Source organism: Paraburkholderia acidipaludis NBRC 101816 (assembly GCF_000684975.1).
Lineage (GTDB): Bacteria > Pseudomonadota > Gammaproteobacteria > Burkholderiales > Burkholderiaceae > Paraburkholderia > Paraburkholderia acidipaludis.
On sequence record NZ_BAXZ01000003.1, the window covers coordinates 534,135 to 558,996 of the forward strand.

At 65.3% G+C, this 24,862-nt stretch carries 20 protein-coding genes; 16 read left to right on the forward strand and 4 right to left on the reverse strand.

Annotation, left to right across the window (positions count from 1 at the left end):
• The first annotated feature begins 23 nt into the window (after positions 1-23).
• The 11 genes from BAC01S_RS05095 (at position 24) to BAC01S_RS05145 (ending at position 14,890) form a co-directional block, all read left to right on the forward strand.
• Positions 24-1,946, forward strand: coding sequence for a PrkA family serine protein kinase (locus BAC01S_RS05095; RefSeq protein WP_027793788.1), 1,923 nt, complete (start codon positions 24-26; stop codon positions 1,944-1,946).
• 186 nt (positions 1,947-2,132) lie between these two features.
• The gene (locus tag BAC01S_RS05100; RefSeq protein ID WP_027793789.1) at positions 2,133-3,401 is read left to right on the forward strand and encodes a YeaH/YhbH family protein; all 1,269 of its coding nucleotides are present in this window, start codon (positions 2,133-2,135) and stop codon (positions 3,399-3,401) included.
• Positions 3,398-5,110: a SpoVR family protein gene (locus tag BAC01S_RS05105; protein ID WP_027793790.1), complete on the forward strand. Its 1,713-nt coding sequence runs from the start codon at positions 3,398-3,400 to the stop codon at positions 5,108-5,110. The genes BAC01S_RS05100 and BAC01S_RS05105 overlap by 4 nt, the downstream gene beginning before the upstream one ends.
• 193 nt (positions 5,111-5,303) lie before the next feature.
• Positions 5,304-6,980, forward strand: coding sequence for a SulP family inorganic anion transporter (locus tag BAC01S_RS05110; protein WP_027793791.1), 1,677 nt, complete (start codon positions 5,304-5,306; stop codon positions 6,978-6,980).
• A 263-nt stretch (positions 6,981-7,243) separates the two neighbouring features.
• Positions 7,244-8,656 (forward strand): GH1 family beta-glucosidase, encoded by a 1,413-nt coding sequence (locus BAC01S_RS05115; protein WP_043201148.1) that lies wholly within the window; start codon positions 7,244-7,246, stop codon positions 8,654-8,656.
• Positions 8,657-8,781: 125 nt separating this feature from the next.
• The gene (locus BAC01S_RS05120) at positions 8,782-10,023 is read left to right on the forward strand and encodes an ABC transporter substrate-binding protein (RefSeq protein ID WP_027793793.1); all 1,242 of its coding nucleotides are present in this window, start codon (positions 8,782-8,784) and stop codon (positions 10,021-10,023) included.
• Positions 10,024-10,032: 9 nt separating this feature from the next.
• Positions 10,033-10,968 (forward strand): carbohydrate ABC transporter permease, encoded by a 936-nt coding sequence (locus BAC01S_RS05125; RefSeq protein ID WP_027793794.1) that lies wholly within the window; start codon positions 10,033-10,035, stop codon positions 10,966-10,968.
• Entirely contained in the window at positions 10,965-11,897 is a 933-nt protein-coding gene (locus tag BAC01S_RS05130; RefSeq protein WP_027793795.1) for a carbohydrate ABC transporter permease, read from the forward strand. The genes BAC01S_RS05125 and BAC01S_RS05130 overlap by 4 nt, the downstream gene beginning before the upstream one ends.
• A gap of 13 nt (positions 11,898-11,910) precedes the next feature.
• Entirely contained in the window at positions 11,911-13,008 is a 1,098-nt protein-coding gene (locus BAC01S_RS05135) for an ABC transporter ATP-binding protein (RefSeq protein ID WP_084168208.1), read from the forward strand.
• Between the two features lie 34 nt (positions 13,009-13,042).
• A complete protein-coding gene (locus BAC01S_RS05140; protein WP_027793797.1) occupies positions 13,043-14,050 on the forward strand; it encodes a LacI family DNA-binding transcriptional regulator in 1,008 nt (335 codons plus the stop codon).
• 78 nt (positions 14,051-14,128) lie between these two features.
• Positions 14,129-14,890 (forward strand): IclR family transcriptional regulator, encoded by a 762-nt coding sequence (locus BAC01S_RS05145; protein WP_043201149.1) that lies wholly within the window; start codon positions 14,129-14,131, stop codon positions 14,888-14,890.
• A gap of 27 nt (positions 14,891-14,917) precedes the next feature.
• Here the strand turns inward: BAC01S_RS05145 and BAC01S_RS05150 are convergent, their stop codons facing one another.
• From BAC01S_RS05150 to BAC01S_RS05160, 3 genes are read right to left on the reverse strand one after another with little or no spacing between them, the layout of a single operon-like run.
• Positions 14,918-15,751 (reverse strand): citryl-CoA lyase, encoded by an 834-nt coding sequence (locus BAC01S_RS05150; protein ID WP_027793799.1) that lies wholly within the window; start codon positions 15,749-15,751, stop codon positions 14,918-14,920.
• A gap of 2 nt (positions 15,752-15,753) precedes the next feature.
• A complete protein-coding gene (locus BAC01S_RS05155) occupies positions 15,754-16,950 on the reverse strand; it encodes a CaiB/BaiF CoA transferase family protein (RefSeq protein ID WP_043201150.1) in 1,197 nt (398 codons plus the stop codon).
• A gap of 29 nt (positions 16,951-16,979) precedes the next feature.
• Positions 16,980-18,413 (reverse strand): MFS transporter, encoded by a 1,434-nt coding sequence (locus BAC01S_RS05160; protein WP_027793801.1) that lies wholly within the window; start codon positions 18,411-18,413, stop codon positions 16,980-16,982.
• Positions 18,414-18,760: 347 nt separating this feature from the next.
• Here BAC01S_RS05160 and BAC01S_RS30335 point away from each other — a divergent pair, with 347 nt between their 5' ends.
• Positions 18,761-19,633: a DUF2092 domain-containing protein gene (locus BAC01S_RS30335; RefSeq protein ID WP_052408688.1), complete on the forward strand. Its 873-nt coding sequence runs from the start codon at positions 18,761-18,763 to the stop codon at positions 19,631-19,633.
• A 206-nt stretch (positions 19,634-19,839) separates the two neighbouring features.
• Entirely contained in the window at positions 19,840-20,859 is a 1,020-nt protein-coding gene (locus BAC01S_RS05170) for a hypothetical protein (RefSeq protein WP_156954307.1), read from the forward strand.
• A gap of 54 nt (positions 20,860-20,913) precedes the next feature.
• Here the strand turns inward: BAC01S_RS05170 and BAC01S_RS30340 are convergent, their stop codons facing one another.
• Positions 20,914-22,065: a TQO small subunit DoxD gene (locus BAC01S_RS30340; RefSeq protein WP_043201153.1), complete on the reverse strand. Its 1,152-nt coding sequence runs from the start codon at positions 22,063-22,065 to the stop codon at positions 20,914-20,916.
• A 299-nt stretch (positions 22,066-22,364) separates the two neighbouring features.
• Between BAC01S_RS30340 and BAC01S_RS05180 the strand changes: the two genes are divergently transcribed.
• From BAC01S_RS05180 to BAC01S_RS05190, 3 genes are read left to right on the forward strand one after another with little or no spacing between them, the layout of a single operon-like run.
• On the forward strand, positions 22,365-23,135 hold the full coding sequence (locus tag BAC01S_RS05180) for a ferredoxin--NADP reductase (protein ID WP_027793803.1): 771 nt from the start codon (positions 22,365-22,367) through the stop codon (positions 23,133-23,135).
• Between the two features lie 55 nt (positions 23,136-23,190).
• A complete protein-coding gene (locus BAC01S_RS05185) occupies positions 23,191-23,757 on the forward strand; it encodes a DsrE family protein (RefSeq protein WP_052408689.1) in 567 nt (188 codons plus the stop codon).
• A 24-nt stretch (positions 23,758-23,781) separates the two neighbouring features.
• A complete protein-coding gene (locus BAC01S_RS05190) occupies positions 23,782-24,780 on the forward strand; it encodes a substrate-binding domain-containing protein (RefSeq protein ID WP_027793805.1) in 999 nt (332 codons plus the stop codon).
• Positions 24,781-24,862: the final 82 nt, after the last annotated feature.

The window sequence follows — 24,862 nt, forward strand, 5'->3', positions numbered from 1 at the left end:
CGCAGATCTAGCGAGGAGGTAGCATGGATATCTACAGCAGCTTCGCGAACCGCTTCGAAAAAACGCGAGAGGAAGAATTCTCGCTTGAGGAGTATCTCGCGCTCTGCAAGGAAGATCCCAGTGCGTATGCCACGGCTGGCGAACGCATGCTGGCTGCAATCGGCGAACCCGAACAGATCGATACAAGAAACGACCCGCGCCTGTCGCGCATCTTCGCGAACAAGGTCATCAAGGTGTATCCCGCATTTCGCGAATTCTATGGCATGGAGGACGTGATCGAGCAGGTGGTCGCGTACTTCCGCCATGCGGCGCAAGGGCTTGAAGAAAAGAAGCAGATTCTCTACCTGCTCGGGCCGGTGGGCGGCGGCAAGTCCTCCATCGCCGAACGTCTGAAGCAGCTTATGGAGCGCGTGCCGTTCTACTCGATCAAGGGATCGCCCGTGAACGAATCGCCGCTCGGCCTCTTCGACTACGACGAAGACGGCCCGATCCTCGAAGAGCAATACGGCATTCCGCGCCGCTACCTGCGCAGCATCCTGAGCCCCTGGGCGGTCAAGCGCCTGCACGAATACAACGGTGACATCCGCAAGTTCCGCGTGGTGCGCCGCTATCCCTCGATCCTGCGCCAGATCGGCATTGCGAAGACCGAGCCTGGCGACGAGAACAATCAGGACATCTCGTCGCTCGTCGGCAAGGTCGATATCCGCAAGCTCGAACAGTACGCGCAGGATGACGCCGACGCCTACAGCTATTCCGGTGGCCTGTGCCTCGCGAACCAGGGCCTGCTCGAATTCGTCGAAATGTTCAAGGCGCCGATCAAGGTGCTGCACCCGCTCCTCACGGCAACCCAGGAAGGCAATTTCAAGGGCACCGAAGGATTCGGCGCGATCCCGTTCAACGGCATCATCCTCGCGCACTCGAACGAGTCGGAGTGGAAGGCGTTCCGCAACAACCGCAACAACGAGGCGCTGCTCGACCGGATTTTCGTGGTGAAGGTGCCGTACTGCCTGCGCTACTCGGAAGAGATGAAGATCTACGAGAAGCTGCTGCGCAACTCGTCGCTGGCCGACGCCGTGTGCGCGCCGGGCACGCTCAAGATGATGGCGCAGATGTCCGTGCTCACGCGCCTGCAGGAACCGGAGAATTCGAGCCTCTTTTCGAAGATGCAGGTCTACGACGGCGAAAATCTCAAGGACACCGATCCGAAGGCGAAGTCGTATCAGGAGTACCGCGACTTCGCCGGCGTCGACGAAGGCATGAACGGGGTCTCCACACGGTTCGCGTTCAAGATCCTCTCGCGCGTATTCAACTTCGATTCGACCGAAGTGGCCGCGAACCCGGTGCACCTGATGTACGTGCTCGAACAACAGATCGAGCGCGAGCAGTTCCCGCCGGAAACCGAGCAGAAGTATCTGTCCTTCGTGAAGGACGTTCTCGCGTCGCGTTATGCCGAGTTCATCGGCAAGGAGATTCAGACCGCTTACCTCGAATCGTATTCGGAATACGGGCAGAACATTTTCGACCGGTATGTCACATACGCCGACTTCTGGATTCAGGACCAGGAGTTCCGCGACCACGATACGGGCGAAAGCTTCGACCGCGCGGCGCTCAACGCCGAGCTGGAGAAGATCGAGAAGCCCGCCGGCATCAGCAATCCCAAGGATTTCCGCAACGAGATCGTCAACTTCGTGCTGCGCGCGCGCGCGGCCAACGCCGGCAAGAACCCGGCGTGGATCAGCTACGAGAAGCTGCGCGTGGTGATCGAAAAGAAGATGTTCTCGAATACGGAAGAACTTTTGCCGGTCATCTCGTTCAATGCAAAAGGATCGGCGGAAGAACAGCGCAAGCACGAAGACTTCGTCAACCGTATGGTCGCGAAGGGCTACACGCCGAAGCAGGTGCGTTTGCTGTGCGACTGGTACCTGCGCGTGCGCAAGTCGTCATGATCGACGAGGCTTTACCGTCCGCTCGCGCCGCCGCTCAAGCAGCAAGGCGGCGGCGCGCACGGACTCCCGGCGGGGCGCGGACCGCATGGCCGTAAGCGCGAAGAAGACGGCCGGCGCCGCTGAAGTGGCCGCATAGCAGCGCGGCCAGGCGCCTCGCCTATTCGAAACTGGAGCGGGAGACTGGATGTGCTTCATCAAATCATCGACCGCAGGTTGGCTGGCAAGAACAAGAGCATTGCAAACCGCGAGCGCTTCTTGCGCCGCGTGAAAAACTATATTCGTCACGCCGTTTCGGAAGCGGTGCGTGACCGCAGCATCAAGGACATACAGAAGAACCAGAGCATCACGATCCCGCGCAAGGATATTGCGGAACCGTCGTTCCGCCACGGCCCGGGCGGCCGGCGCGAGATGGTCCACCCGGGCAACGAGGACTACATTCGCGGCGACCGCATTCCTCGTCCGCAAGGCGGCGGGGGCGGCGGGGGCAGCCAGGCGAGCAACGAGGGCGAAGGTCAGGATGACTTCGTGTTCGAGCTCTCGCGCGAAGAGTTCATGCAGTACTTCTTCGACGACCTCGAACTGCCGCGTCTCGTGAAAACCCACCTCATGGCCGTGCCGACGTGGAAGAGCATCCGCGCCGGCTGGGCCGCCGAGGGCACGCCCAACAACATCGACGTCGTGCGGTCGCTGCGCAGCGCGCTCGGGCGCCGCATCGCGCTGGGTGCGCCGCTCGTCAACGAGCTGCACGAGCTCGAAGAGCAACTGGAGGCGCTCAAGGCGGACCCGGCCGACCGGCGCGAAGAGATCCGCGTGCTGGAGGAGGAAATCCATCATCTGAAGGGCCGCATCTGGCGCATTCCCTTCATCGACCCGTTCGATCTGCGCTACGTGAACCGCGTGAAACAGCCGCAGCCGTCGAGCCAGGCGGTCATGTTTTGTCTGATGGATGTCTCGGGCTCCATGGACGAGCAGCGCAAGGATCTTTCCAAGCGCTTCTTCATCCTGCTGTACCTGTTCCTCAAGCGCAATTACGAGAAGATCGAGGTGGTGTTCATTCGCCATCACACGCGCGCCGAGGAAGTGGACGAGGACACTTTTTTCCACTCCACGGAAAGCGGCGGCACGGTGGTGTCGAGCGCGCTGGAGCTGATGAAACAGGTGATCGAGGACCGTTATTCGCCCACCGACTGGAACATCTACGGCGCCCAGGCCTCGGACGGCGACAACTGGACCGACGACTCGCCGAAGTGCCGCAAGCTCCTTGCGGATGACATCCTGCCCAAGGTGCGCTATTTTGCGTATATCCAGGTGACGCCGGAGGAGCAAAACCTCTGGCTTGAATATGCGCAACTGGCGCTCACCGAGCCGCAACTGGCGATGAAGAAAGTCGACACCGCGGCGGATATCTACCCGGTATTCCGGGAGCTGTTCGAAAAGCAGGTGGAGCAATCATGACCACACGCCACCTGCACAACGAGGCGCGCGGCTATCAGCCGGAGCGCCGGAAGACGGGCGGTCATCATAAAGGGCACCACGGCGCGCAGGAGGACGCCGCGAAGCCTGCCGCCAAAGAACGGGGTCATGTTGCCGAGCCTGGTCACGAGACCGGGCCCGGTCTCCGCAAGCCTTGGGAAGCGCTTATGAACGTAGCCGACAGACGGCCTCTGCCGTGCCCATCCGACTGGACCTTCGAGCTGATCGAGGAGTACGACACGCACATTTCCCATGTTGCGGAGCAATATGAACTGGATGTCTATCCGATCCAGCTCGAACTGATCAGCGCCGAGCAGATGATGGACGCCTATGCGTCCGTCGGCATGCCGGTGAACTATCGCCACTGGTCGTTCGGCAAGCATTTCCTCTCCACGGAGAAAAGCTACCGCCGTGGGCAGATGGGGCTGGCATACGAGATCGTCATCAACTCGAATCCCTGCATCGCGTACCTCATGGAAGAGAACACGATGACGATGCAGGCGCTCGTCATCGCGCACGCGGCTTACGGGCACAACTCGTTCTTCAAGGGCAACTACCTGTTCCGTCTCTGGACGGATGCGCACGCAATCATCGACTACCTCGTCTACGCGAAGAACTACATCGCCGAATGCGAGGAGCGCTATGGTCTCGATCGCGTGGAGGAACTGCTCGACTCGTGCCATGCGCTCATGAACTACGGCGTGGACCGCTACAAGCGGCCGCAGAAGCTCTCGCTGGAACGCGAGGCGGCGCTGCGCCGCGAGCGCGAGGCGTATCTGCAGTCGCAGGTCAACGAGCTGTGGCGCACGCTGCCTGCGAGGCACGAGCCGCTCGCGGAGGAAGTGGAGGAGCGCTTCCCGCCCGAGCCGCAGGAAAACCTGCTGTATTTCGCCGAGAAGAACGCGCCGTTGCTCGCCCCGTGGGAGCGCGAGGTGATCCGCATCGTGCGCAAGATCGGTCAGTACTTCTATCCGCAACGGCAAACCCAGGTGATGAACGAGGGCTGGGCCACCTTCTGGCATTACACGCTGCTCAATACGCTCTACACGCAGGGCAAGCTGGAAGACGGCTTCATGATGGAGTTCCTGCACTCGCACAGCAACGTGGTCTATCAGCCGCCGGTGACGAAGCCGTATTACAGCGGCATCAATCCGTATGCGCTGGGCTTTTCGATGATGAGCGACATACGGCGCATCTGCGAGAGTCCCACCGACGAAGACCGCAAGTGGTTCCCGGAACTCGCCGGCAGCCCCTGGCTCAAGGCGCTGCACTATGCGATGCGCAACTTCAAGGACGAGAGCTTTGTCGCGCAGTATCTTTCGCCGCATCTGATCCGCGAAATGCGGCTTTTCTCGGTGCTCGACGACGACATGCGCGACGCGCTCGAAGTGTCGGCGATCCACGACGACAGCGGCTACCAGTACGTGCGCCAGGCGCTCTCGCGGCAGTACGACATGCATCACCGCGAGCCGAACATCCAGGTGTGGTCGGTCAACACGCGCGGCGACCGCAGCCTCACGCTGCGGCACTTCATGAGCGACAACCGGCACCTGTCCGGCGACACGGACGAGGTGCTGCGGCACATGGCGCGGCTCTGGCAGTTCGATGTGTATCTGGAGAGCGTCGACGAAAACGGCACCGTGCGCAAGCGCTACGAGTGCCGGTATGTGCCGCCGCCGGTGAGGGTATAGGCGGGCGCGCCGTCTCGCGTCCTTGATCGCTTTTCATGCAGTTCGAGGCCAGCCTGCGGGCTGGCCTTTTTCATTGCGCGTGCCGAGGTTTTGGCGCTCGATTGCTTGCGCGCGCTACCATACACGGTTATACCCGCAGTTAACCCACCAACGAAGGAGCTCGAGCGGATGCAGGCATCGAAAGGAAGGCGTCATGGCATTTGAACCGTTCAAGGCCGTGCGGCCGGTCACGCGCGCCTCGGCACTGCGCGATTCTCTGGCGGGCCTGCAGCTCGCCTCGATGAACATCCCTCAGTTGCTGGGTTACGCGCGCATCGCGGGCATGCCTGCTGTCACCGGTCTCTACACGGGTTTTCTGCCGCTCGTCGCATTCGCGTTGTTCGGCTCGTCGCGCCACCTCGTCGTGGCCGCCGACTCGGCCACGGCCACGATCTTCTCGAGCCGCCTCGCGACCATGGCGACGCCCTCCAGCGCCGAATACGTTGCGCTCGCAGGCATGACGGCCTTGCTCACCGCGTTGATGCTGCTGATCGCGCGCGTGTTCCGCCTGGGCTTTCTCGCCGACTTTCTTTCCCGCACGGTTCTCGTGGGCTTCCTCACGGGCGTGGGCGTGCAGGTGGGCATCGCCATGCTCGGCGACATGCTGGGCATTGCGGTGACCTCGCGGCGCACCGTGCAGCAGGTAGGGCAGATCGCCACGCAGCTCACGCACATCAACTGGCCGACGCTCGGCCTCGCGGCGCTCGTCGTCGCGGTCATCCTCGTATTCAAGCGCCTGAAGCCGCGCTGGCCCGTGCCGCTCGTCGCCGTGGTCGCGAGCATTGCGTGCAGCGCCTCGCTGAACTTCGCCGCTCACGGCATTTCCGTCATGGGGCCGGTGACGGCGGGGCTGCCGCCGTTCCACTTTCCGGCCGTCGGCTGGTTCCAGGTGATGGACCTGCTGCAGATCTCGGCTTCGTGCTTCGTCATCATCGTCGCGCAGAGCGCCGCCACGAGCCGCGCATTCGCCACGAAGTACGGCGAGACCGCCGACGAGGACGCGAACCTGCTCGGCCTCGCCGCCGCGAACGTGGCCGCCGGCCTCTCCGGTGCCTTCGTCGTGAACGGCAGCCCCACGCAGACCGCCATGGGCGATTCGGCGGGCGCGCGCAGCCAGTTCGCGCAGCTCGTATTTGCGCTCGTCGTGCTGCTCGTCCTGCTGTTCGCGAGCCGCTGGCTCCAGTATCTGCCGCACTGCGTGCTTGCCGCCATCGTCTTCACGATCGCGGTGGGGCTCGTGCACGTGGGCCAGCTGCTCGACATCCGCCGCGAGAGTCCCGGCGAATTCAGGCTTGCCGTGACGACGGCGCTCGCCGTGGGGGTGATCGGCGTGGAGAACGGCATCCTGATCGCGATCGGGCTCTCGCTGCTGCGGCACGTGCGTCACAGCTACCGTCCGCACACGATGGTGCTTGCCTCCAGTAACGGCGGCCGCTGGCAACCCGAGCCGTCGCAGCCCGGCATGCAAACCGCGCCCGGATTGATCGTGTATCGCTTCGGCGCCGACCTCTTCTACGCGAACGACCATCTGTTCATCGATGAGGTGGAGCAGCTGGTCGATAGCGCGCCGGCGCCTGTGCATTGCGTCGTTGTGGATGCGGGGGCGATCACCGATCTCGACTATTCGGCGGGGCGCTCGGTGAACATGCTGTGCACGACGCTCGCGCAACGCGGCGTCAAGGTGGTGTTCGGGCGCGTGAACCGTTATCTGCACGCCGATATGGACCGGCACGGCATCACGCCTGTCGTGGGGGCGCAGAACATCTATCCGACGCTGCACGAGGCGCTCGCGGCCGTGCGTCCGGATCTCGGGATTCGTACGGAGACCTGAGCAGCAAGCGATGCGGAAAGCCTCGCGCCCTGTGCGAAGCGGGCGGTGCAAGGCCGTCCGCCTATCCTGACTCGCCGCGCATAGCCTTCGCCTGGCTTGCGCGGAGCGCTCCAGACAAACCCTGATTGTCCTGCCGATTTCGCGGCTGCTATCGTGCGCCAGAAGCGTTGTGGAAGCGCTTCCACTCCGCTTCCGCCCGCCGCCTGTCACTCCCGTTCCGGTCGCCGTGCGCGCCCGGCAAACCCTTACGCGCAGGAGCTCTCGTGACTTACGACACCGCCGCTTCGCCGCCATCCGCTCTCTCCGCCACGCTGGACGACGACCCCTTCACCCCTGCGGCCGACTCGGCGCTCTGGCGCCGCGACTTCCTGCTCGGCGCGGCGACCGCGTCGTACCAGATCGAAGGCGCCGTTAGCGAGGACGGCCGGCTGCCGTCGATCTGGGACACCTTCAGCGCCACGCCGGGCAAAGTGCTCGCGGGCGACACGGGCGCGGTGGCCTGCGATCATTACCATCGTTGGGAAGAGGATTTCGATCTGCTGTCGAAGCTCAACTTCGAGGCCTATCGTTTCTCGATCGCCTGGCCGCGCGTGATGGACGCCGCGGGCCGCCCGAACGCCAAAGGCATCGCGTTCTACAAAAAGCTGCTGGAGCGCCTGAAGCAGAAGGGTATCCGCACCTTCGCGACGCTTTACCACTGGGACCTGCCGCAGCATCTGGAGGATCGCGGCGGCTGGCTCAACCGCGATACCGCATACCGCTTCGCCGACTACGCCGACCTCATGAGCCGCGAGCTCAAGGGGCTCGTGGACGGCTGGATGACGCTCAACGAACCGTGGTGCTCCGCGTATCTGGGCTACGGCAACGGCCATCACGCGCCGGGCCTCGCGAACGGCCGCTACGCCACCCAGGCCATGCACCATCTGCTGCTCGGGCACGGCCTCGCGATTCCCGTGCTGCGCTCGAACGATCCGGACTCGGCGAAGGGCATCGTCGCCAACGTGGGCCGCGGCACGGCCAATTCGCCCGCTGCCGCCGACGTGCGCGCCGCCCACCTGTTCGAGGTGCAGCACAACGCGTGGATTCTCGACCCGCTCCTCAAGGGCGCCTATCCGCAGGATCTGTTCGAACTGTGGCCGGGCACCGAGCCGCTCGTGCTCGAAGGCGACATGCGCACGATCGCGGCGCCGCTCGACTTCCTCGGCATCAACTATTATTTCCGCACCAACGTGAAGAGCGACGGCGCGCACGGTTTCGTCGAAGTGCCGCTCGAAGGCGTCGAGCGCACGCAGATGGGCTGGGAGGTGCATCCGAACGGCTTGCGCGATCTGCTGATCGGCTTTCATCGCGACTACGAGGGCCTGCCGCCCATCTACATCACCGAGAACGGCATGGCTTCGAACGATCGCGTGATCGACGGCCAGGTCGAGGATACGCAGCGCATTGCCTTCCTGAAGCGGCACCTCGCCGCTGTCGATGCGGCGATCAAGGCCGGCGTGGACGTGCGCGGCTACTTCGTCTGGTCGCTGCTCGACAATTTCGAATGGGCGTTCGGCTACGAGCGGCGCTTTGGCGTCGTGCATGTCGACTACGACACACAAAAGCGCACGCCCAAGCGCAGCGCCGAGCTGATCGCGCGCTTCATCGAGGCCCGGCGCTCGCGCGGCACGAACTAGCGCGCCGGGGGCCGCACCGGAAAGGGCGAGGCGCGCAACGCGCCTGCCCGTGGCAACGCGGCAACGTAGCACCGCTTATGCAGATCAACCCGGCAAAATAACCCGGAACGACCGGAGGAGACGCAATGAAGCACAACGTACCTGTCCTGCGCGGCGTAGTGGCAGCGCTGACGCTGGCCGGCGCCCTGGCGGCCCATGCCGCCGAGCCGTTGAAGGCCAACGTGATTCACTGGTGGACCTCGGGCGGCGAGTCGGCCGCCATCAAGCAGTTCGCGCTCGCCTACGACCAGGCGGGCGGCCAGTGGGTCGACAACGCCATTGCCGGCGCCGACCAGGCGCGCTCCACGGCGATCAACCGCATTGTCGGCGGCGATCCGCCCACCGCGGCGCAGTTCAATACGTCGAAGCAATTCCACGACCTCATCGACCAGGGACTCCTGAACAATGTCGATGCGGTCGCGGCCAGGGAGAACTGGAACGCGATCTTCCCGCCGTCCATTCTCAACGCGATCAAGGTCAACGGGCACTTCTACGCGGCGCCCGTCGACATTCACATGCAGGACTGGTTCTTCTACTCGAAGCCGGCCTTCGCCAAGGCCGGCATCCAGGGCGAGCCGCAAAACTTCGACCAGCTTTTCGCCGACCTCGACAAGCTGAAGGCGGCAGGGCTCATTCCGCTCGCGCTGGGCGGCCAGGCGTGGCAGGAGAAGATCACCTTCGACGCGATCTTCGCCGACATGGACCGCGATCTGTACCTGAAGGTCTACCGCGACCGCGACGTCAACGCCGTCAACTCGCCCGAGTTCCGCAACGTGCTCGCCACCTTCAAGCGCTTGCACAACTACGTCGATCCGGGCTCGCCCAACCGCAACTGGAACGATGCGACGGCGCTCGTGATTTCGGGCAAGGCGGGCATGCAGATCATGGGCGACTGGGCCAAGGGCGAGTTTTCCGCGGCGAAGCAGGTGGCCGGCAAGGACTTCGGTTGCTTCCCGGGCTTCGGGCCGAAGTCGCCTTATATGGTGGCGGGCGACGTGTTCGTGTTCCCGAAGACGGACAACCCGGAGCAGATCCAGGCACAGCAGCTGCTGGCGACGGTCATGACTTCGCCGCCCGCGCAGGCGGCCTTCAACCAGCGCAAGGGGGCGATTCCGATCCGCCCGGACGTCGACGAGTCGGGCTTCGACATCTGCGCGAAGGAGGGCATGGCGATCATGAAGGACAAGTCGCGGCAACTGCCGAACCCGGAAATGCTGATCTCGCCTGACGTGCAAGGCGCGCTGCAGGACGTCATCACGAACTTCTGGAACAAGGACCAGTCGGCCGAGGACGCGCAAAAGGCCTTCGCGACGGCGCTCAAGAGCTAAGACCGGCTCATGTACGCTCTCAAGCTCACGCAAGCGCGCCGCCAGGCGAGGCCGCATTCGCCCGCGCGGCGGCGCCTGTCGCTCGCCGCGTGGATCGCGCTCGTGCCTATGGCCGCGACGGTCATATTCGCTTACCTGGGCACGATTCTCTGGACCGCGCGCGTTTCGATGAGCTACTCGCGCTCGCTGCCCACGAATACATTCGCGGGCGCGACGCAGTATGTACGCCTCTTCGAAAACGACCGCTGGATCGTCTCGCTGCAAAACCTCGCGATCTACGGCGTGTGCTTCGTCGTCGCGTGCCTTGCGATCGGGCTTCTGCTCGCCATCTTCATCGACCAGCGCGTCGTGGCCGAGGGCGCGTTGCGCACGGTGTTCCTCTATCCGTATGCGATGTCGTTCGTGGCGACGGGCCTCGTCTGGCAGTGGATCCTCAATCCCGAACTTGGCGTGCAGGCCGTCCTTCACCACCTGGGCTTCATGCACGCGCAGTTCGACTGGATCGTTTCGCAGCGCTTCGCGATCTACACGCTCGTGATCGCGACGGTGTGGCAGGCGTCCGGTCTCGTGATGGCGCTCATGCTGGCCGGCCTGCGCGGCATCGACGACGAGATCTGGAAAGCCGCGCGTCTGGACGGCATTCCGCGCTGGCGAGTCTATGCGAGCATCGTCGTGCCCATGCTCAAGACGTCGCTCTCGACGGCGTTCGTGCTGCTCTTCGTGATGGTCGTGAAGCTCTACGACGCGGTGGTGGCGATGACCCAGGGGGGACCGGGCACGGCGAGCGAGGTGCCCGCCAAGTTCATCATGGATTATCTGTTCAATCGCGCCAACATCGGCCTTGCTTCGGCGGCGTCGATCGTTTTGCTGGCTACTGTGCTGGCGATCCTCGCGCCGGTCTTCTATGCGCGCAGCCGCTTCGCCCTGAGGGAGGCACGCCGATGAGCACGTTGCCCCGTCATACACTGGATGCACCAGAGCCGGCAAAGCGCAGCAGCTCCAAGGGTAGCCCGAAGCGCCGCTCGCGCTTCACGCCGGCGCGCGTCGGCATCTACGCGTTTCTCTTCACGGCCGCCCTGTTTTTCCTGTTGCCGCTCTACGTGATGCTCGTGACGTCGGTGAAGCCGATGGACGAGATACGCTTGGGCAACCTGATCGCGCTGCCCGTGCATTTCACGCTCGCCCCCTGGCGCGACGCCTGGGCCACGGCGTGCACGGGGCTCGACTGCGGCGGCATACGCGTGGGCTTCTGGAACTCGGTGCGCATTGTCGTGCCCAGCACGATCCTCTCGATCGCCGTGGGCGCCGTGAACGGCTACGCGCTCTCGTTCTGGAAGCCGCGCGGCGCGGGCGTGCTGTTCGGCATCCTGCTCGCGGGCGCGTTCATCCCCGTGCAGGTGATGGTCTATCCGCTCGTGCGCGTGCTGGCCTTCGTGCATCTGTTCAGCTCGCTGCCCGGCATCGTCGTGATCCATACGATCTTCGGCATGCCCGTCATGACGCTGCTGTTCCGCAACTACTACGCGTCGCTGCCGCAGGAGCTGTTCAAGGCGGCGCGTATCGACGGCGGCGGCTTCTGGCGTATCTTCGTACAACTGATGTTGCCGATGTCGGTGCCGATCATCGTCGTCGCCATCATCATGCAGGTCACGGGCATCTGGAACGACTTCATTCTCGGCCTCGTGTTCGCGGGCGAAAAGAACCTGCCGATGACCGTGCAATTGAACAACATCATCAACACGACCACCGGCGAGCGGCTCTACAACGTGAACATGGCGGCGACCATCCTCACGTCGCTCGTGCCGCTCGCGATCTACTTCGTTTCGGGGCGCTGGTTCGTGCGCGGCATCGCGTCGGGTGCCGTCAAGGGATAAGAGGGGACAGGCAATGGCGAATCTGGCGAACGTGGCGGTGCGCAACCTGCGCATCGATCTGGGCGCGAACACGGTGATCGACGACCTCGATCTCGACGTGCGCGCCGGCGAATTCGTGGTGCTGCTCGGCCCCTCGGGCTGCGGCAAGTCCACGCTGCTGCACAGCATCGCGGGACTGATCGACGTGGCCGACGGCAGCATCGAGATCGGCGGCGAGGACATGACGTGGGCCGACCCGAAGGACCGCGGCGTGGCGCTCGTGTTCCAGTCGTACGCGCTCTATCCGACCATGAACGTCGAGCGCAATCTTTCGTTCGCACTGCGTATCAACGGCACGCCGAAGGACGAGATCGAGCGCCGCGTGAAGCGCGCGGCCGACATGCTGCAGCTCGGGCCCTTGCTCACGCGCAAGCCTTCGCAGCTCTCGGGCGGCCAGCGCCAGCGGGTGGCGATCGGCCGGGCGCTCGTGCGCGAGGCCGACGTATTCCTGTTCGACGAACCGCTTTCGAATCTCGACGCCAAGCTGCGCACGGAGCTGCGCCGCGAGCTCAAGCAGCTGCACCAGCAACTGGGCGCGACGATGATCTACGTGACGCACGACCAGGTGGAAGCGATGACGCTCGCCACGCGCATGGCGGTCATGAAGGGCGGGGTGATCCAGCAGTTCGGCACGCCCGCCGAGGTCTACGCGCGGCCCGACAATCTGTTCGTGGCGACCTTCCTCGGCACGCCGCCGATGAATCTGCTGCGCGGCGCGCTGGAGGCGGGCGACGGCAAGCTGTGGTTCCGCACGCCGCATCTCGCGGTGGACGTGACGCACTATGCGTTCCGCGGTGCGCCCGACTTCGGCCGCGCCTGCGTGCTGGGCGTGCGGCCCGAGGACGTCCGCGCGGCGGGCGCCGTGCGGGCGGGCCACAGCGCCTCCGGGGGGCGCCTGACGCTGATCGAGCCGATGGGCAATCACCGTGTCCTCTGGCTCGATTATCATGGCGTGCAGATCGCATCGATCGATCAGGACAAGGCGCCGCTCGTGAGCGGCACCGCGGTGCCGTTCAGCCTGGATGGCGCACACGTCTCGCTGTTCGACGAGGAGACGGGCGCTAGGCTCTGAGCGGGCAGCCGGAAAAATACTGAGGGGACGAGACGTGGCGACCTTGAAAGACGTGGCGGCACTGGCGGGCGTGGGTCTTTCTACCGCGTCGCGGGCCATATCGGGCAAGGGGCCCGTTTCGGCCGACGCGGCGGCGCGCGTGCAGGCCGCGATCGATCAGCTCGGTTTTCGGCCGTCGTCGATCGGCCGAGCGATGGCCACGCAGTCGCTCGGCATCATCGGCATTTTCGTGCCCACGTTCTTCGGCTCTTACTACGGCACGATCCTCAAGGAAACCGACACGGAGCTGCGCGCCGTGCGCCGCCACGTGGTGGTGGCGACAGGGTGCGGGGACACGTCGCCGCGCGAGCAGGCGATCGAAGCCGTGCGCTTTCTGATCGGCCGCGATTGCGACGGCGTGGTGGTGATCAGCCACGACCTGCACGACGAAGACCTCGCGATGCTGCATGGCCTGCATCCGCGCATGGCGTTCCTGAACCGTGCTTTCAAGCAGCTGCCCGATGCCTCGTTCTGTGCCGACCACGTGAAGGGCGGCGCATTGGCGGCCCGCACGCTCGTCGAGCACGGGCACCGCCACATTGCGGTGATTGGCGGCCCCGCGTCTTCTTCGGACAATGTGGCGCGTCTCGGCGGTTTTTTTGCCGAGCTCGAGCGCCACGGCATTGCGCGCGAAACGGTCACGCATATCGAGTCGGACTTCTCGCCCGAGGGCGGCTATGCCGCCGCACAAACCTTGCTCGACACGAAGCGGCGCTTCACGGCGCTCTTCTGCGCAAACGACACGATGGCCATGAGCGCGCTCGCGCGGCTGCAGCAGGCGGGGCTGGCCGTGCCGCGCGACGTTTCCGTGATCGGCTACGACGACGACTATTCGGCGGCCTACATGGCGCCCGCGCTCACTTCGGTGCACATTCCCACCGCCGAGCTCACGCGCAACGCGGTGCGCTGGCTCATCAACCAATGCTACGGCGCGGACTGGCTGATCGAGCGGACCTTTCCGGTGACGGTCACGATGCGCGCTTCGGTGGCGCGCGCGGCGTGACGTCGGAGCATAACGGCAGGGCGGGCGCGGGACATCGCGTAAAATTCAGGTGTCCCCACCTGCCAGCCTGTGCCCGACATGTCCGCGGAAAATCCGGTCCGTAAAGAAGAAGGTGTTGCCGTCATCGACCGCGCGTGCGCGATCCTGTTCGCCTTCCGTCCCGAGGATCAGGCGCTTACGCTCGCCGAACTGGCCGCGCGCACGGGCCTCTACAAAAGCACGCTGCTGCGGCTCGCCGGCGCGCTGATCCAGCATCGCCTGCTGCTGCGCCTCGACGACGGCCGCTATCAGCTCGGGCCCGCGACGTTCATGCTCGGCGCGCTCTACCAGCGCAGCCTCAATCTGGGCGACATCCTCCTGCCCGTCATGCGCGAGCTCGTGCAGGCGAGCGGCGAGAGCGCGTCGTTCTATGTGCGCGACAACGCGGTGCGCGTGTGCCTGCACCGCGTCGATTCGAGCCATATGGTGCGCCACCACGTGCGCGAAGGCGACGTGCTGCCGCTCGAGAGCGGCTCGGGCGGCCGCGCGCTGCTGGCGTTCAGCGGCGAGCCGGGCCAGGCGTTCGAGCAGATCCGGCGTGACTACTACTGCATTTCGATCGGCGAGCGCGAGCGCGAAACCGCGGGCGTCTCGATTCCGGTGTTCGGCGTACACGAGACGCTGCGCGGCGTGCTCACGCTGGCGGGGCCGAGCTCGCGCGTCGATCGTGCCTTCGTCGAACGGCATCTCGACACGCTGTTCGACTGCGCGGCGCGGGCGACCGATGCGCTGGGCGGCGATTCGCGCGCGCTTCGCGCCGCGCGGCGCGAGCACGCGGCGAGCGCGAAGCAGAGCGTTTGAAAAGAGGGGGCGGCGGCTTCGCCCGCCTCACTCGTTGTCGAGATGGCGCTCGGGCGCGCCGGTATAGGCATACGGGATCTGCCGCGGCATGGGGCCTTTGTTGCGCTCGTGGCGGCCGCGCTGCTCCCACGCGTGCGCCAGGATACCCACCGCGCGCGCGAGGCAGAAGATTCCGCGCGCAAGTTCCGGCGCAAAACCCAGCTCCGCGTAGATCACGGCGGTCACGCCGTCGATATTCATCGGCACGGGCTTGTCCTTGCGTTGCCTGAGCAGCGCCTCCACGCCGCGCGCGATCGCGGCGTAGCGCCCCGAGATCGTGCCGGCCTTCACCTGTTCGTCGACCAGCGCGAGCAGCCGTCCCGCGCGCGGATCGACCGGATGAAAGCGGTGGCCGAAACCGGGCAGATACTTGCCGTGCGTGACGATGAACGCGTCCACGCCCGCCTCGACCGCCGCTTCGAGCGCGGCGCCGCTATCGATGCGTTCGGCAATCGCCGCGTACAGTTCGACAGCCTGCTGGCCCGCGCCGCCATGCACGTCGTCGAGGGCGTTGAGCGCCGAGGCCATCGCGCCGTTGAGCGGCAGTCCGCAACTCGTGGCGATGCGCGAGATCGCGATGGACGGCGCGTGCGGACCATGATCGACGGAGGCGACGAGCGCCGCTTCGAGCAAGGCCGCCTCACCGTGGCCCGGTAACTCGCCGCGCAGCATCAGCCAGATCATTTGCGGAAAGCTCACGCTGCCGATCAGCTCCTGGATCGGATAGCCGCGCACCTTGATCGAGCCGGGGTGGATGTCGATGATCGACGTGCTCCAGTAATCGGCGCAGAGCGTCTCGAGGTCGGTCGGGGTCGTTGTCATGATCAGATCACGCCTTCTTCGTGGAGCGCGTCGATTTGCGCGCCGTCGTAGCCGAGCTGGGCCAGCGTTTCGCGCGTATGGGCGCCAAGCACGGGAGCGGGGGTGGCCGGCGCCGCGTCGGCGCCCGAGATGCGCAGCCCCGCGCGCGTCACGCGCTGCGGCGCCTCGCCAGCCGCCCCGTCGAACGTGCGCAGGAAGCGGCGCGACGCCAGATGCGGATGCGCGAGTATCTGCGGCACCGTCAGCACGCGGCCCACCGGCACGCCGCGCTCCAGCAGCCGCGCCTCCCACTGCTCCGCGCTGCCGGCGGCGAGCGCGGCCTCGATTTCCGCCTTCAGGACTTCGCGATGCAGCTTGCGCGTATGGCGCGCGGCGTAGCGCTCGTCTTTCGGCAGATCCGGGCGGCCGATCACCTCGCACAGGCTTTCGAACTGCCGCGTCTCGTTCGCCGCGATATTGAGCAGGCCGTCGCCCGTGCGGAACGTGCCCGAAGGGGCGGCCGTGAAATTCTCGTTGCCCATCGGCGTAGGCTCGACGCCGGCATTCAGGTAGTTCGACACCACCCAGCCCATGGTGGCGAGCGTCGCTTCGAGCATCGATACGTCGAGCCGCCGGCCATGCCCGCTCGTGCGCGCGTCGACGAGCGCGGCGCAGATGCCGAACGCCGCCGTAAGCCCGCCCACCGTATCGGAAACCGGATAGCCCACGCGCAGCGGCGCGCTATCGGCGTCGCCCGTCACGCTCATCACGCCGGCCATGCCCTGGATGATCTGGTCGTAGGCGGGCCGCCGCGACAGCTCGCCGTCTTCGCCGAAGCCCGAGATCGCACAGTAGACGAGGCGAGGGTTCGCTTCGCAGAGCTGAGCATAGCCGAGCCCCAGCCGGTCCATCACGCCGGGGCGGAAATTTTCGACCAGCACGTCGGCGTCCTTCGCGAGATCGAGCAGGATGGCCTTGCCGCGCGGGTCCTTGAGGTTCAGCGTGATCGAGCGCTTGCCCGCGTTGACGGCGACGAAGGAGGCGCCCATATTGCGCGCGGCGGCATCCTTGTCGGCGCCGAGGCGCCGCGCGAGATCGCCGCCTTCGGGGTGTTCGATCTTGGTGACTTCGGCGCCGAAGAGCGCGAGCTGATAGGCGCAGAAGGGGCCCGCGAGCACATTCGAGAGATCCAGGACGCGAACGCCTTCGAGGGGCAGCATGGTGACTCCGGTCATACGTGAAAAGCCGTTCAATGAGAAATGTCGTCGAGCGGGCGGTTATTGGTGCGCGGGCCGAAGAGGCCGATCGCGCCCATCACCACCACCATCGCGCCGCTGATCAGGGCAAAGACGCCAGGTACGCCGAAGTGGCGCAGCGCGAAGGCGATCATGAAGCCCGAGAACATGGCGGACAGGCGCGACATCGAATACACGAAGCCGACCGCCGTGGCGCGCATGCGCGTGGGAAAGAGCTCGACCTGGTAGGCGTGGTAGCCCACGGACAGCAGGGTGCTGCCCAGTGTGATCAGCACGCCTAAAGTCATCAGCATGGCGGCCGAAGTCCGGGTGGCGAAGAGCGAGCCGAACACCGCGATGGCGAGCGCCGAAAGCACGATGAGCGTCTTGCGCTCGATGCGATCGGCGATAACCATGCCGAACAGAGGACCGAAGGGATTCGATGCGGCGATCACGAACGAATAGAGCAGGCTGTGCGTGATCGTGACGCCCTTCGAGACGAGCAGCGTGGGCACCCAGGAGGCGAAGCCGTAAAAGCCGATCGACTGGAACAGGTTGAAGACGAGCAGCGTGAGGGTGCGGCCGCGGTAGGGCGCCTGCCAGATTTCGGCGAAACGCGCCTTCTCCGCGGCTTGTGCCGGTGCACTCGCTATGGCCGGCGGCAATGGCCGGCCGGTCTCTTTCTCGACCTTCGCTTCGAGCCTCGCGAGCACGCGCGCCGCGCGTTCCAGCTGACCGCGTTGCGCGAGCCAGCGCACGCTTTCGGGCACGCGCAGTCGGATGGCCCACGCAATGAGCGCGCCGGCGGAGCCGAACACCACGACCCAGCGCCAGCCGTCGAAGCCCAGCGGCGCACGCGGCACGAACCACCACGCGAGCAGCGCCACGACGGGCACGGCGGTGTACTGCACCAGATGCACGAAGGCGAAGGCCCGGCCGCGCATATGTTTGGGCACGAGCTCGCTCACGTAGGTATCGATGGTCACGAGCTCGATACCCACGCCGATGCCGGCGATCAGGCGCCAGAGATTGATGGCCGGCGCGCTGGTTTGCAGCGCCATGACGAAGGTCGCGGCCGAATACCAGAGCAGCGAGGCCGTGAACATCGTGCGGCGGCCGTAACGGTCGGCGAGGCCCGTGAGAAAGAACGTGCCGATGAAAAGCCCCGCGAACGACGCGGCGACGAAGGCGCCGAGCCCCGAGACGCCGAAGAACGACGCGGTCGTCGTCGAGTAGAGACCGCTCTTCACGAGGCCGGGACCCACATAGGCCGTGAAGAACAGATCGTAGAACTCGAACCAGCCGCCCGTCGCGAGCAGGAGAACGAGCACCCAGATCGATCGCGTGGCCGGCAGGCGGTCGATGCGGGCATTGATCAGTGCGGCATGCGCCGAGGCGGCGCCGTCTCGCGGCGACTCGTGGGCGGCATCGACCGGCAGACTGGACATGGACTCCTCCTGAGCCGCAGATGGATCGTTCCATCTAACAGAATGTCATTCTAAAAATGTGAGCCAATAATAACGTGGGACGATCCGGCACAGGACCAGGGGTTGTACCGAGCCCCGACTGTGCGCTGCCGGATCGATCCGTCATGCATGGAGTCGACCTGGAGCGTGGCGATATGAGACGCATGCCGTGACGACTCGCGGGCCGGCTGATAAGCTCAACACCATGCGGCGCAATGTCTTCGGATGGTTGCGCTGACTACGATCGCCCTCATACACGTGGTTCCACGCCGCGGTTCCCTGGCGGCGTGCGGCACGGCGGTTCGAGGGTCTCTCTGGAGGGAGAAGATATGACTCGAAGAGCCTTCCCTGTTTCGCTGGCGGTTTCGTTTTCGGTGGTCGTCGCGCTCGCGGGCTGCGCGCATCCCGGTAGGGCCGGGTCCGGGCAGACGCAGTCGAACGTGCCTTCGCCGCTCGTCGATCTCGGCAACGACGCGAGCGACGCTGCGGCCGCCAGTGCGCCGGCTGCCGCGCCACCCGCCGTCGATCCGCACGCCACCGCGGCGCTCGACAGCATGGCGCAGTACCTGCGGTCGCTGCATAGCTTCGAAGTGGACGCGGATACCTCCACCGACGTCGTGCTCGACAACGGCCAGAACGCCGCGCTCGTGCGCCACGCGCAGGTCAAGGTCAGGCGTCCCGACGGCCTGCGCGCGGAGATCACCGGCAACGGCAACGTGCGCGGCATGGTCTACGACGGCCGCCGCTTCACGATCTTCAACCAGAAGAAGGGCTTCTACGCGCGTACCGACGCGCCGCCAACCCTCGACGGTCTCGCCCGCGAGCTCGCGAATACCTGGCATATCGAATTACCGCTGGCCGATCTGTTCTACTGGGGCTTCGGCCAGCAGGACGACCTCGCGCTGACCTCGGCGCAGGCGCTCCAGCTCGATAAGGTGGACGGACGCTGGTGCACGCACTACGCATTCCGGCAGCAGGGCGCGGACTGGGAACTCTGGATCGGGCAGGGGCGCCGGCCGTTGCCGTGCCGCATGATCATCACGGACACCACGCAGCCTTCGCGCCCGCGCCATGAGGTGACTTATCACTGGAAGCTCGGTGTGGCGTTCCCGGCTTCGACCTTCGCATTCCATCCGCAGGCCGGCGCGAGAGAGATCGAGATGACGCCGGCAAACAAGCCTCCGTTCGAGGATGCCGAATGACGGGGCACACTCAACGGGCGGTTGGGGGGGCGGCGGGTGCGTCGATCCCGTTGGCGTTGCCGTGACGGCGGCCGCGGCCGGTTCGATGGTCACGACGTCGCCGCCTGGACGCCCCCGTAACAATTCGTAAAGACGCGCACACGTGCGGTAATGCGCCTGTCGGCTTGTTGAAGCCGGCGCTTCGTAGAATCGACCTGTTCGGTTCAATGACTTTTAAAACGGCGGCAGGGCATATGGAGCAGGGGGCGCGTCAAGCGATACGGTGGTTGATATTGGCGGGGCTGCTGATCGGCAGTTGCTGCTCGTCGTTCGCGCACGCCGCGTGCAGGCCGACCGGCGAAGGCGGCACGCTCGAATTGCTGCTTTCGCCGGTGCGTATTGCCGTGCCGAAGGGAGCGCCGGACGGCGTGCTGCTGGGCTCGGCTCAGGCGGCGGCCGTGCGCGACCTTCCATTCGCCTGCACCGGCACGGACAACCAGCGCGAACTGCGTGTGCTCGCACCGGTCGACGTGACTTCGGGCCTTGGCGATGTCTATGCCACCAACCTCGCGGGCATCGGCTTTCGCATCGTGACGCGAGGCGGCAGCTTCGCCGGTATCGACGACGGGCCGCGTACCGGGGCGTACAAAGTGACGCTGCCTCCCGATGCGAGCCGCTTGACCGGCTTCGACGTGCGCGTCGACTTCGTGAAGATCGGCGACGGGCAGGGCGGCACGCTCGCGCCTGGCAAGCTCGCAAGCGTAATGGTTGGCGGCGCGACGCTCGTGGACGTGGTGGTGCTCGAAGGCAGCGTTTCCTTCGACGCCCAGCAATGCGCTCCGCTCTCGGTGGGGGGCGAGGTCTCGGCAGGGGGCGGGACGATGGGCGCGTTTTCGCAGGAGGCCGTGGTGATCCAGACCGGATGCAGTTCGGGCGTGAATGTGGCGCTCGGCCTGGAGTCGACCTACGTGTACGGCGCGAAATCGGCGCTGGTTGTCGATCCGCCGCCGCCGCCGGTGAAACATGCGGCGGGCGACATTCCGCCCAAGGCGCGTTTTGTCGTGCAACGCAAAAGCAATAGCAACGGCAACGGCAACGGTATGTGGCCGCCGCGGCCAAGCAGCCCGAAGCACGACACCGACGAGGGCAACACTCCCCAATCGCCGACCGCTGCCGCGGGGTCCGGCGGCGCAACCGGCTACGGCGTGGCGGGCAATATGTGGAACGGCTCCGGTCCGCGACGCTAGCTCATCTCGCGTGGCGGACCGGCGGGGTGTAAGACGGGGTAAAACTGCGGCGCCTCAATGCCCGGAAGCGGCGCCGGACGCTCCGATGCTTGCCTCCGCAACGTGCTGGAGCGGCGCGGAGAAGGTCCGGCCATCGACGTCCGTCAAGGTCACGCGTACTGCCTTTGCCGCGTCGGCGGCGTTTCCGGCGGGCAGCATCATCGTGATGTACGAGGCCGCGCCCATGGGCGCACGCAGGCCGAAAGGACCAGGGCCGAAGCGGTTGTAGGCGTAGTCGTTGTCGAAGGCGGACTTCGGAAGGTGCGAAAGCGCTTCGGCATCCCATTGCACGACCGGTGCATTGTTCGCGTCGAGCAGCGCGGCGCGAACGATGTGAAGCGGCGCTTCGGGCGTACCGGCATCGAGCGTGGCGTGGAAGTGCAGTTTGCCTTGCGCGTCGAGCGTCGCGTCGCCGAGCGTCACGTGATGCGCGGTGGGGCTCACGGGGCCGCTATGGAAAGGCGAGAACACCGATCCGCGATAGTAGTTATAGGTGCCCACGTCGAACACCACCACGAAGGCCAGCACGATGAGCGCGAGCTTGCGGAAGCTGACATCGGTCAGCGGCAAGGGCAGCGAGCCCGAGGCCCAGCGGAAGAGGCCGCTATTCGCGCGCTGGGGCTTGTTGCGCAGCAGGACATTGTCGAGCGCATAGGCGCCGCCTCCGCCGAGTAACAGCGTCGCGCCCATGGCGAGGTTGCAGGCGGCCATGGTCCACTCGTCGATGCAGGTGGCCCCCTGCCAGCCGAACATCAGCATCAGCAGCACGGAAAATCCCATTGAGGCCAGCGCGGCAGCCCGCGTGTAGAGCCCCGTGATCAGCATCAGGCCGACAATCAGCTCGGCCGCGCTGAAGAGGATCACCCCGGCGTAAAGCAGTACGAAGTGATGCAGCATGTAGCTGATCACGTGGCTCATGCCGAGTATCGCGCCGGGCATGGCCGTCTGGAACTTGTTGGCCATCCAGTGCGTGGCATTCGGATTCAGCTTGCTCGGCGCATAGATGAAGCGGCGCGAGCCGCCGCCCCAGTAGATGAACCCCTGGATCACGCGAACCGAAATCAGCGCGAGTCCGGCGGCGCGCGCCGCGTACTCGTTCAGCCCCGGCTCGGCATGGCTCGCCGGCCCGGTCTTCCCGGAGGCTCTTTCAAAGGCAATGGAATTCATGGCGATATCCCTGAGACAGTAACGAGGGTTGTGAAGACATTCCCCATTTCGGGGGCGTCGGCTCTTGCTCGAGCAGGTAACGACAGCATATCGGCCGGGGGCGAAGCATAAAAATATCTTGATGGCATGCGCGGGATGCCTTTTTGGTATCTGGCCCTTGAACCTTACGATTGGCCTGCCATGCGTGGAAGTCATGGCCAGGATGCCATCATTGTATTTTTCGGGGCGTGAACGGTTCCCTACACTGCGGTTCATGCGGTCGAACGACCCTCCGCCAACCCGTGCAAGGAATCACGATCATGAGCAACGTCGAACAACAAACCGTCCTCTCCGTGAAGCATTGGACCGATACGCTTTTCAGCTTCACCTGCACCCGCGACACGTCGTTTCGCTTCGAAAACGGCCAGTTCACGATGGTCGGCATGGAAGTCGAGGGCCGGCCGCTCATGCGGGCATACAGCATTGCCAGCGCCAATTACGAAGAGGATCTCGAGTTCTTCAGCATCAAGGTGCCGAACGGTCCGCTGACCTCGCGCCTGCAGCATCTGAAGGAGGGCGACCCGATCCTCATCGGCAAGCGCCCGAGCGGCACGCTGATCGTCGACAATCTGCTGCCCGGCAAGACGCTGTGGATGCTTTCGACGGGTACGGGCCTCGCCCCCTTTCTGAGCGTGATTCGCGACCCGTCGGTCTACGACCGCTTCGATCGCATCGTGCTGACGCATACGTGCCGTAACGTCCGCGAGCTGGCCTATCGCGAACACATCACGGAGGCGCTGCCGCAGCACGAGTTCCTGGGCGAATCCGTGCGCGACAAGCTCATCTACTACCCGAGCGTCACGCGCGAGGACTTCCGGAACCGCGGACGCATCACCGAACTGATCGCTTCGGGCAAGCTGTTCGACGATCTCGGCGTCGCGCCGTTTTCGCCGGAAAGCGACCGGCTGATGCTGTGCGGCAGCGCGCAGATGCTGAAGGACACCCGGGCGCTGCTCGAAGCGCGCGGATTCGAGGAAGGCAGCCAGGCCTCGCCGGGGCATTTCGTCATCGAGCGCGCGTTTGCATCCTGAGTTGCGTTCCGGATTGCGCAGTCACTCTCACCTGTATCCATCAACGGGATTCGCCATGAAAGTCATCCAGTCACTCGCCGCCGCCACGCTGATCGCCGCCACGGCGGTGTCGTTCCAGGCGCATGCACAGCAGTCCGAACCGCAAGGCTTCTGGACCACGCCCACGATCCAGGGCTACGGCCCGATCCATTTCCTGCCCGATTCGGCGTTCAAGCCGCAGGCGGACCACACCTACAAGATCGTGTTCTCGCTCACGCAGGGCTCGAAGTCGCCGGATACCGTCAATCCCGCGCTGGACCGCGTGGCGCGGACCGTCAATCTCTATGCGGCGGCCGGCGTGCCGCTCTCGCATCTGAAGTTCGTGGCAGTTGCCTCCGGCGCCGCGACTCCGCTCGTGCTCGACGACGCGCATTACCGCGCGGCCTACGGCATCGCGAATCCGAACCTGCCGGTGATCGCGGAACTGAAGAAGGCCGGCGTGATCGTGTCCGTGTGCGGACAGGCCGTTGCCGAGCATCACTTCGGCTACGACTGGGTCGCCTCCGACGTCACGCTCGCGCTTTCCGCGCTCACGACTGTCACGACGCTCGAGTCCGACGGTTACGTCCTGATGCCGCTTTGAACCTCGCTACCACGGATGCCGATCATGCCTTCAACCAACACGATCCTTTGCGCGGCTATCATCGCAGCGCTGGGTGTATGCGGCGCGCCGCTGGCTCACGCGGCCGATGCCATGCCCGCGCCGGCCGCTTCCCAGAGCGTGTCGCCGCCGTGGCAACACGGTGAAAACGACGACGCGCCCCAGCGCGGCCTGGCGTTCACCGAGCCCGATGCGGACAATCTCGCCGACTTTCACGGCGATCCGCTGCATCCCGCGCTGGCGCTCTTCGTCGGCGGCAACTACTTCTTCGCGATGGCGCCGCTCGTGCACGCGTTCGAAGACAAATATCCCGAGTATCGCGGCCACGTGTACTGGGAAACGATTCCGCCGGGCCTGCTCGTGAAGCAGATGGAGAACGGCGGCACGGTGACCGTGGGCAACATGACGTGGACCGTGAAGCCCGACGTGTATCTCGCTGGCCTCAAAGCAGTGCAGAAGCAGATCGACGCCGGTAACGTCAAGGCGCCGGCGGTGCCCTATGCCACCAACACGCTGACGATCATGGTGCCGAAGGACAACCCGGCGCACATCACGGGTCTTGCCGATCTGGGCAAGCCGGACGTGCGGCTCGCGATGCCGAACCCCGAGTTCGAAGGCATTGCGCGGCAGATCAAGGCTTCGCTCGCGAAGGCCGGCGGCGATGCGCTGGTGACCAGCGTTTACACGACGAAGGTGAGCGACGGCACGACGCTTCTCACGCATATCCATCACCGGCAGACGCCGCTGTGGATCATGCAGGGCAAGGTGCAGGCGGGCGTGACCTGGCAATCCGAAGCAATGTTCCAGGAGCAGGCCGGCCATGCGATTACGCACGTCGACATTCCGGATGCGCAGAACACGACGGCGATCTACGCGGGCGGCATGGCCGCGCATGCGCCGCATCCGCAGGCGGCGCAGCGCTGGCTGGCGTTCATCCGCTCGCCGCAGGGGCTGAAGATCTTCGAGCAGTACGGCTTCAAGCCCTACACGGGCGGCGCCGATTGAGCGCGTAGCCGGACGGAGGCACCGGAGCAAGGAAAGACCGCGTCGCGCGCTCGTGCGCGGCGCGGCATTGATGGAGCGAATG

Excerpts from the sequence above, each read along its gene's own strand:
- BAC01S_RS05095 (WP_027793788.1), top strand. The coding sequence starts at position 24 with ATGGATATCTACAGCAGCTTCGCGAACCGCTTCGAAAAAACGCGAGAG.
- BAC01S_RS05105 (WP_027793790.1), top strand. The coding sequence starts at position 3,398 with ATGACCACACGCCACCTGCACAACGAGGCGCGCGGCTATCAGCCGGAG.
- BAC01S_RS05110 (WP_027793791.1), top strand. The coding sequence starts at position 5,304 with ATGGCATTTGAACCGTTCAAGGCCGTGCGGCCGGTCACGCGCGCCTCG.
- BAC01S_RS05120 (WP_027793793.1), top strand. The coding sequence starts at position 8,782 with ATGAAGCACAACGTACCTGTCCTGCGCGGCGTAGTGGCAGCGCTGACG.
- BAC01S_RS05125 (WP_027793794.1), top strand. The coding sequence starts at position 10,033 with ATGTACGCTCTCAAGCTCACGCAAGCGCGCCGCCAGGCGAGGCCGCAT.
- BAC01S_RS05130 (WP_027793795.1), top strand. The coding sequence starts at position 10,965 with ATGAGCACGTTGCCCCGTCATACACTGGATGCACCAGAGCCGGCAAAG.
- BAC01S_RS05135 (WP_084168208.1), top strand. The coding sequence starts at position 11,911 with ATGGCGAATCTGGCGAACGTGGCGGTGCGCAACCTGCGCATCGATCTG.
- BAC01S_RS05145 (WP_043201149.1), top strand. The coding sequence starts at position 14,129 with ATGTCCGCGGAAAATCCGGTCCGTAAAGAAGAAGGTGTTGCCGTCATC.
- BAC01S_RS05150 (WP_027793799.1), bottom strand. The coding sequence starts at position 15,751 with ATGACAACGACCCCGACCGACCTCGAGACGCTCTGCGCCGATTACTGG.
- BAC01S_RS05155 (WP_043201150.1), bottom strand. The coding sequence starts at position 16,950 with ATGCTGCCCCTCGAAGGCGTTCGCGTCCTGGATCTCTCGAATGTGCTC.
- BAC01S_RS05160 (WP_027793801.1), bottom strand. The coding sequence starts at position 18,413 with ATGTCCAGTCTGCCGGTCGATGCCGCCCACGAGTCGCCGCGAGACGGC.
- BAC01S_RS30335 (WP_052408688.1), top strand. The coding sequence starts at position 18,761 with ATGACTCGAAGAGCCTTCCCTGTTTCGCTGGCGGTTTCGTTTTCGGTG.
- BAC01S_RS05170 (WP_156954307.1), top strand. The coding sequence starts at position 19,840 with ATGACTTTTAAAACGGCGGCAGGGCATATGGAGCAGGGGGCGCGTCAA.
- BAC01S_RS30340 (WP_043201153.1), bottom strand. The coding sequence starts at position 22,065 with ATGAATTCCATTGCCTTTGAAAGAGCCTCCGGGAAGACCGGGCCGGCG.
- BAC01S_RS05180 (WP_027793803.1), top strand. The coding sequence starts at position 22,365 with ATGAGCAACGTCGAACAACAAACCGTCCTCTCCGTGAAGCATTGGACC.
- BAC01S_RS05185 (WP_052408689.1), top strand. The coding sequence starts at position 23,191 with ATGAAAGTCATCCAGTCACTCGCCGCCGCCACGCTGATCGCCGCCACG.
- BAC01S_RS05190 (WP_027793805.1), top strand. The coding sequence starts at position 23,782 with ATGCCTTCAACCAACACGATCCTTTGCGCGGCTATCATCGCAGCGCTG.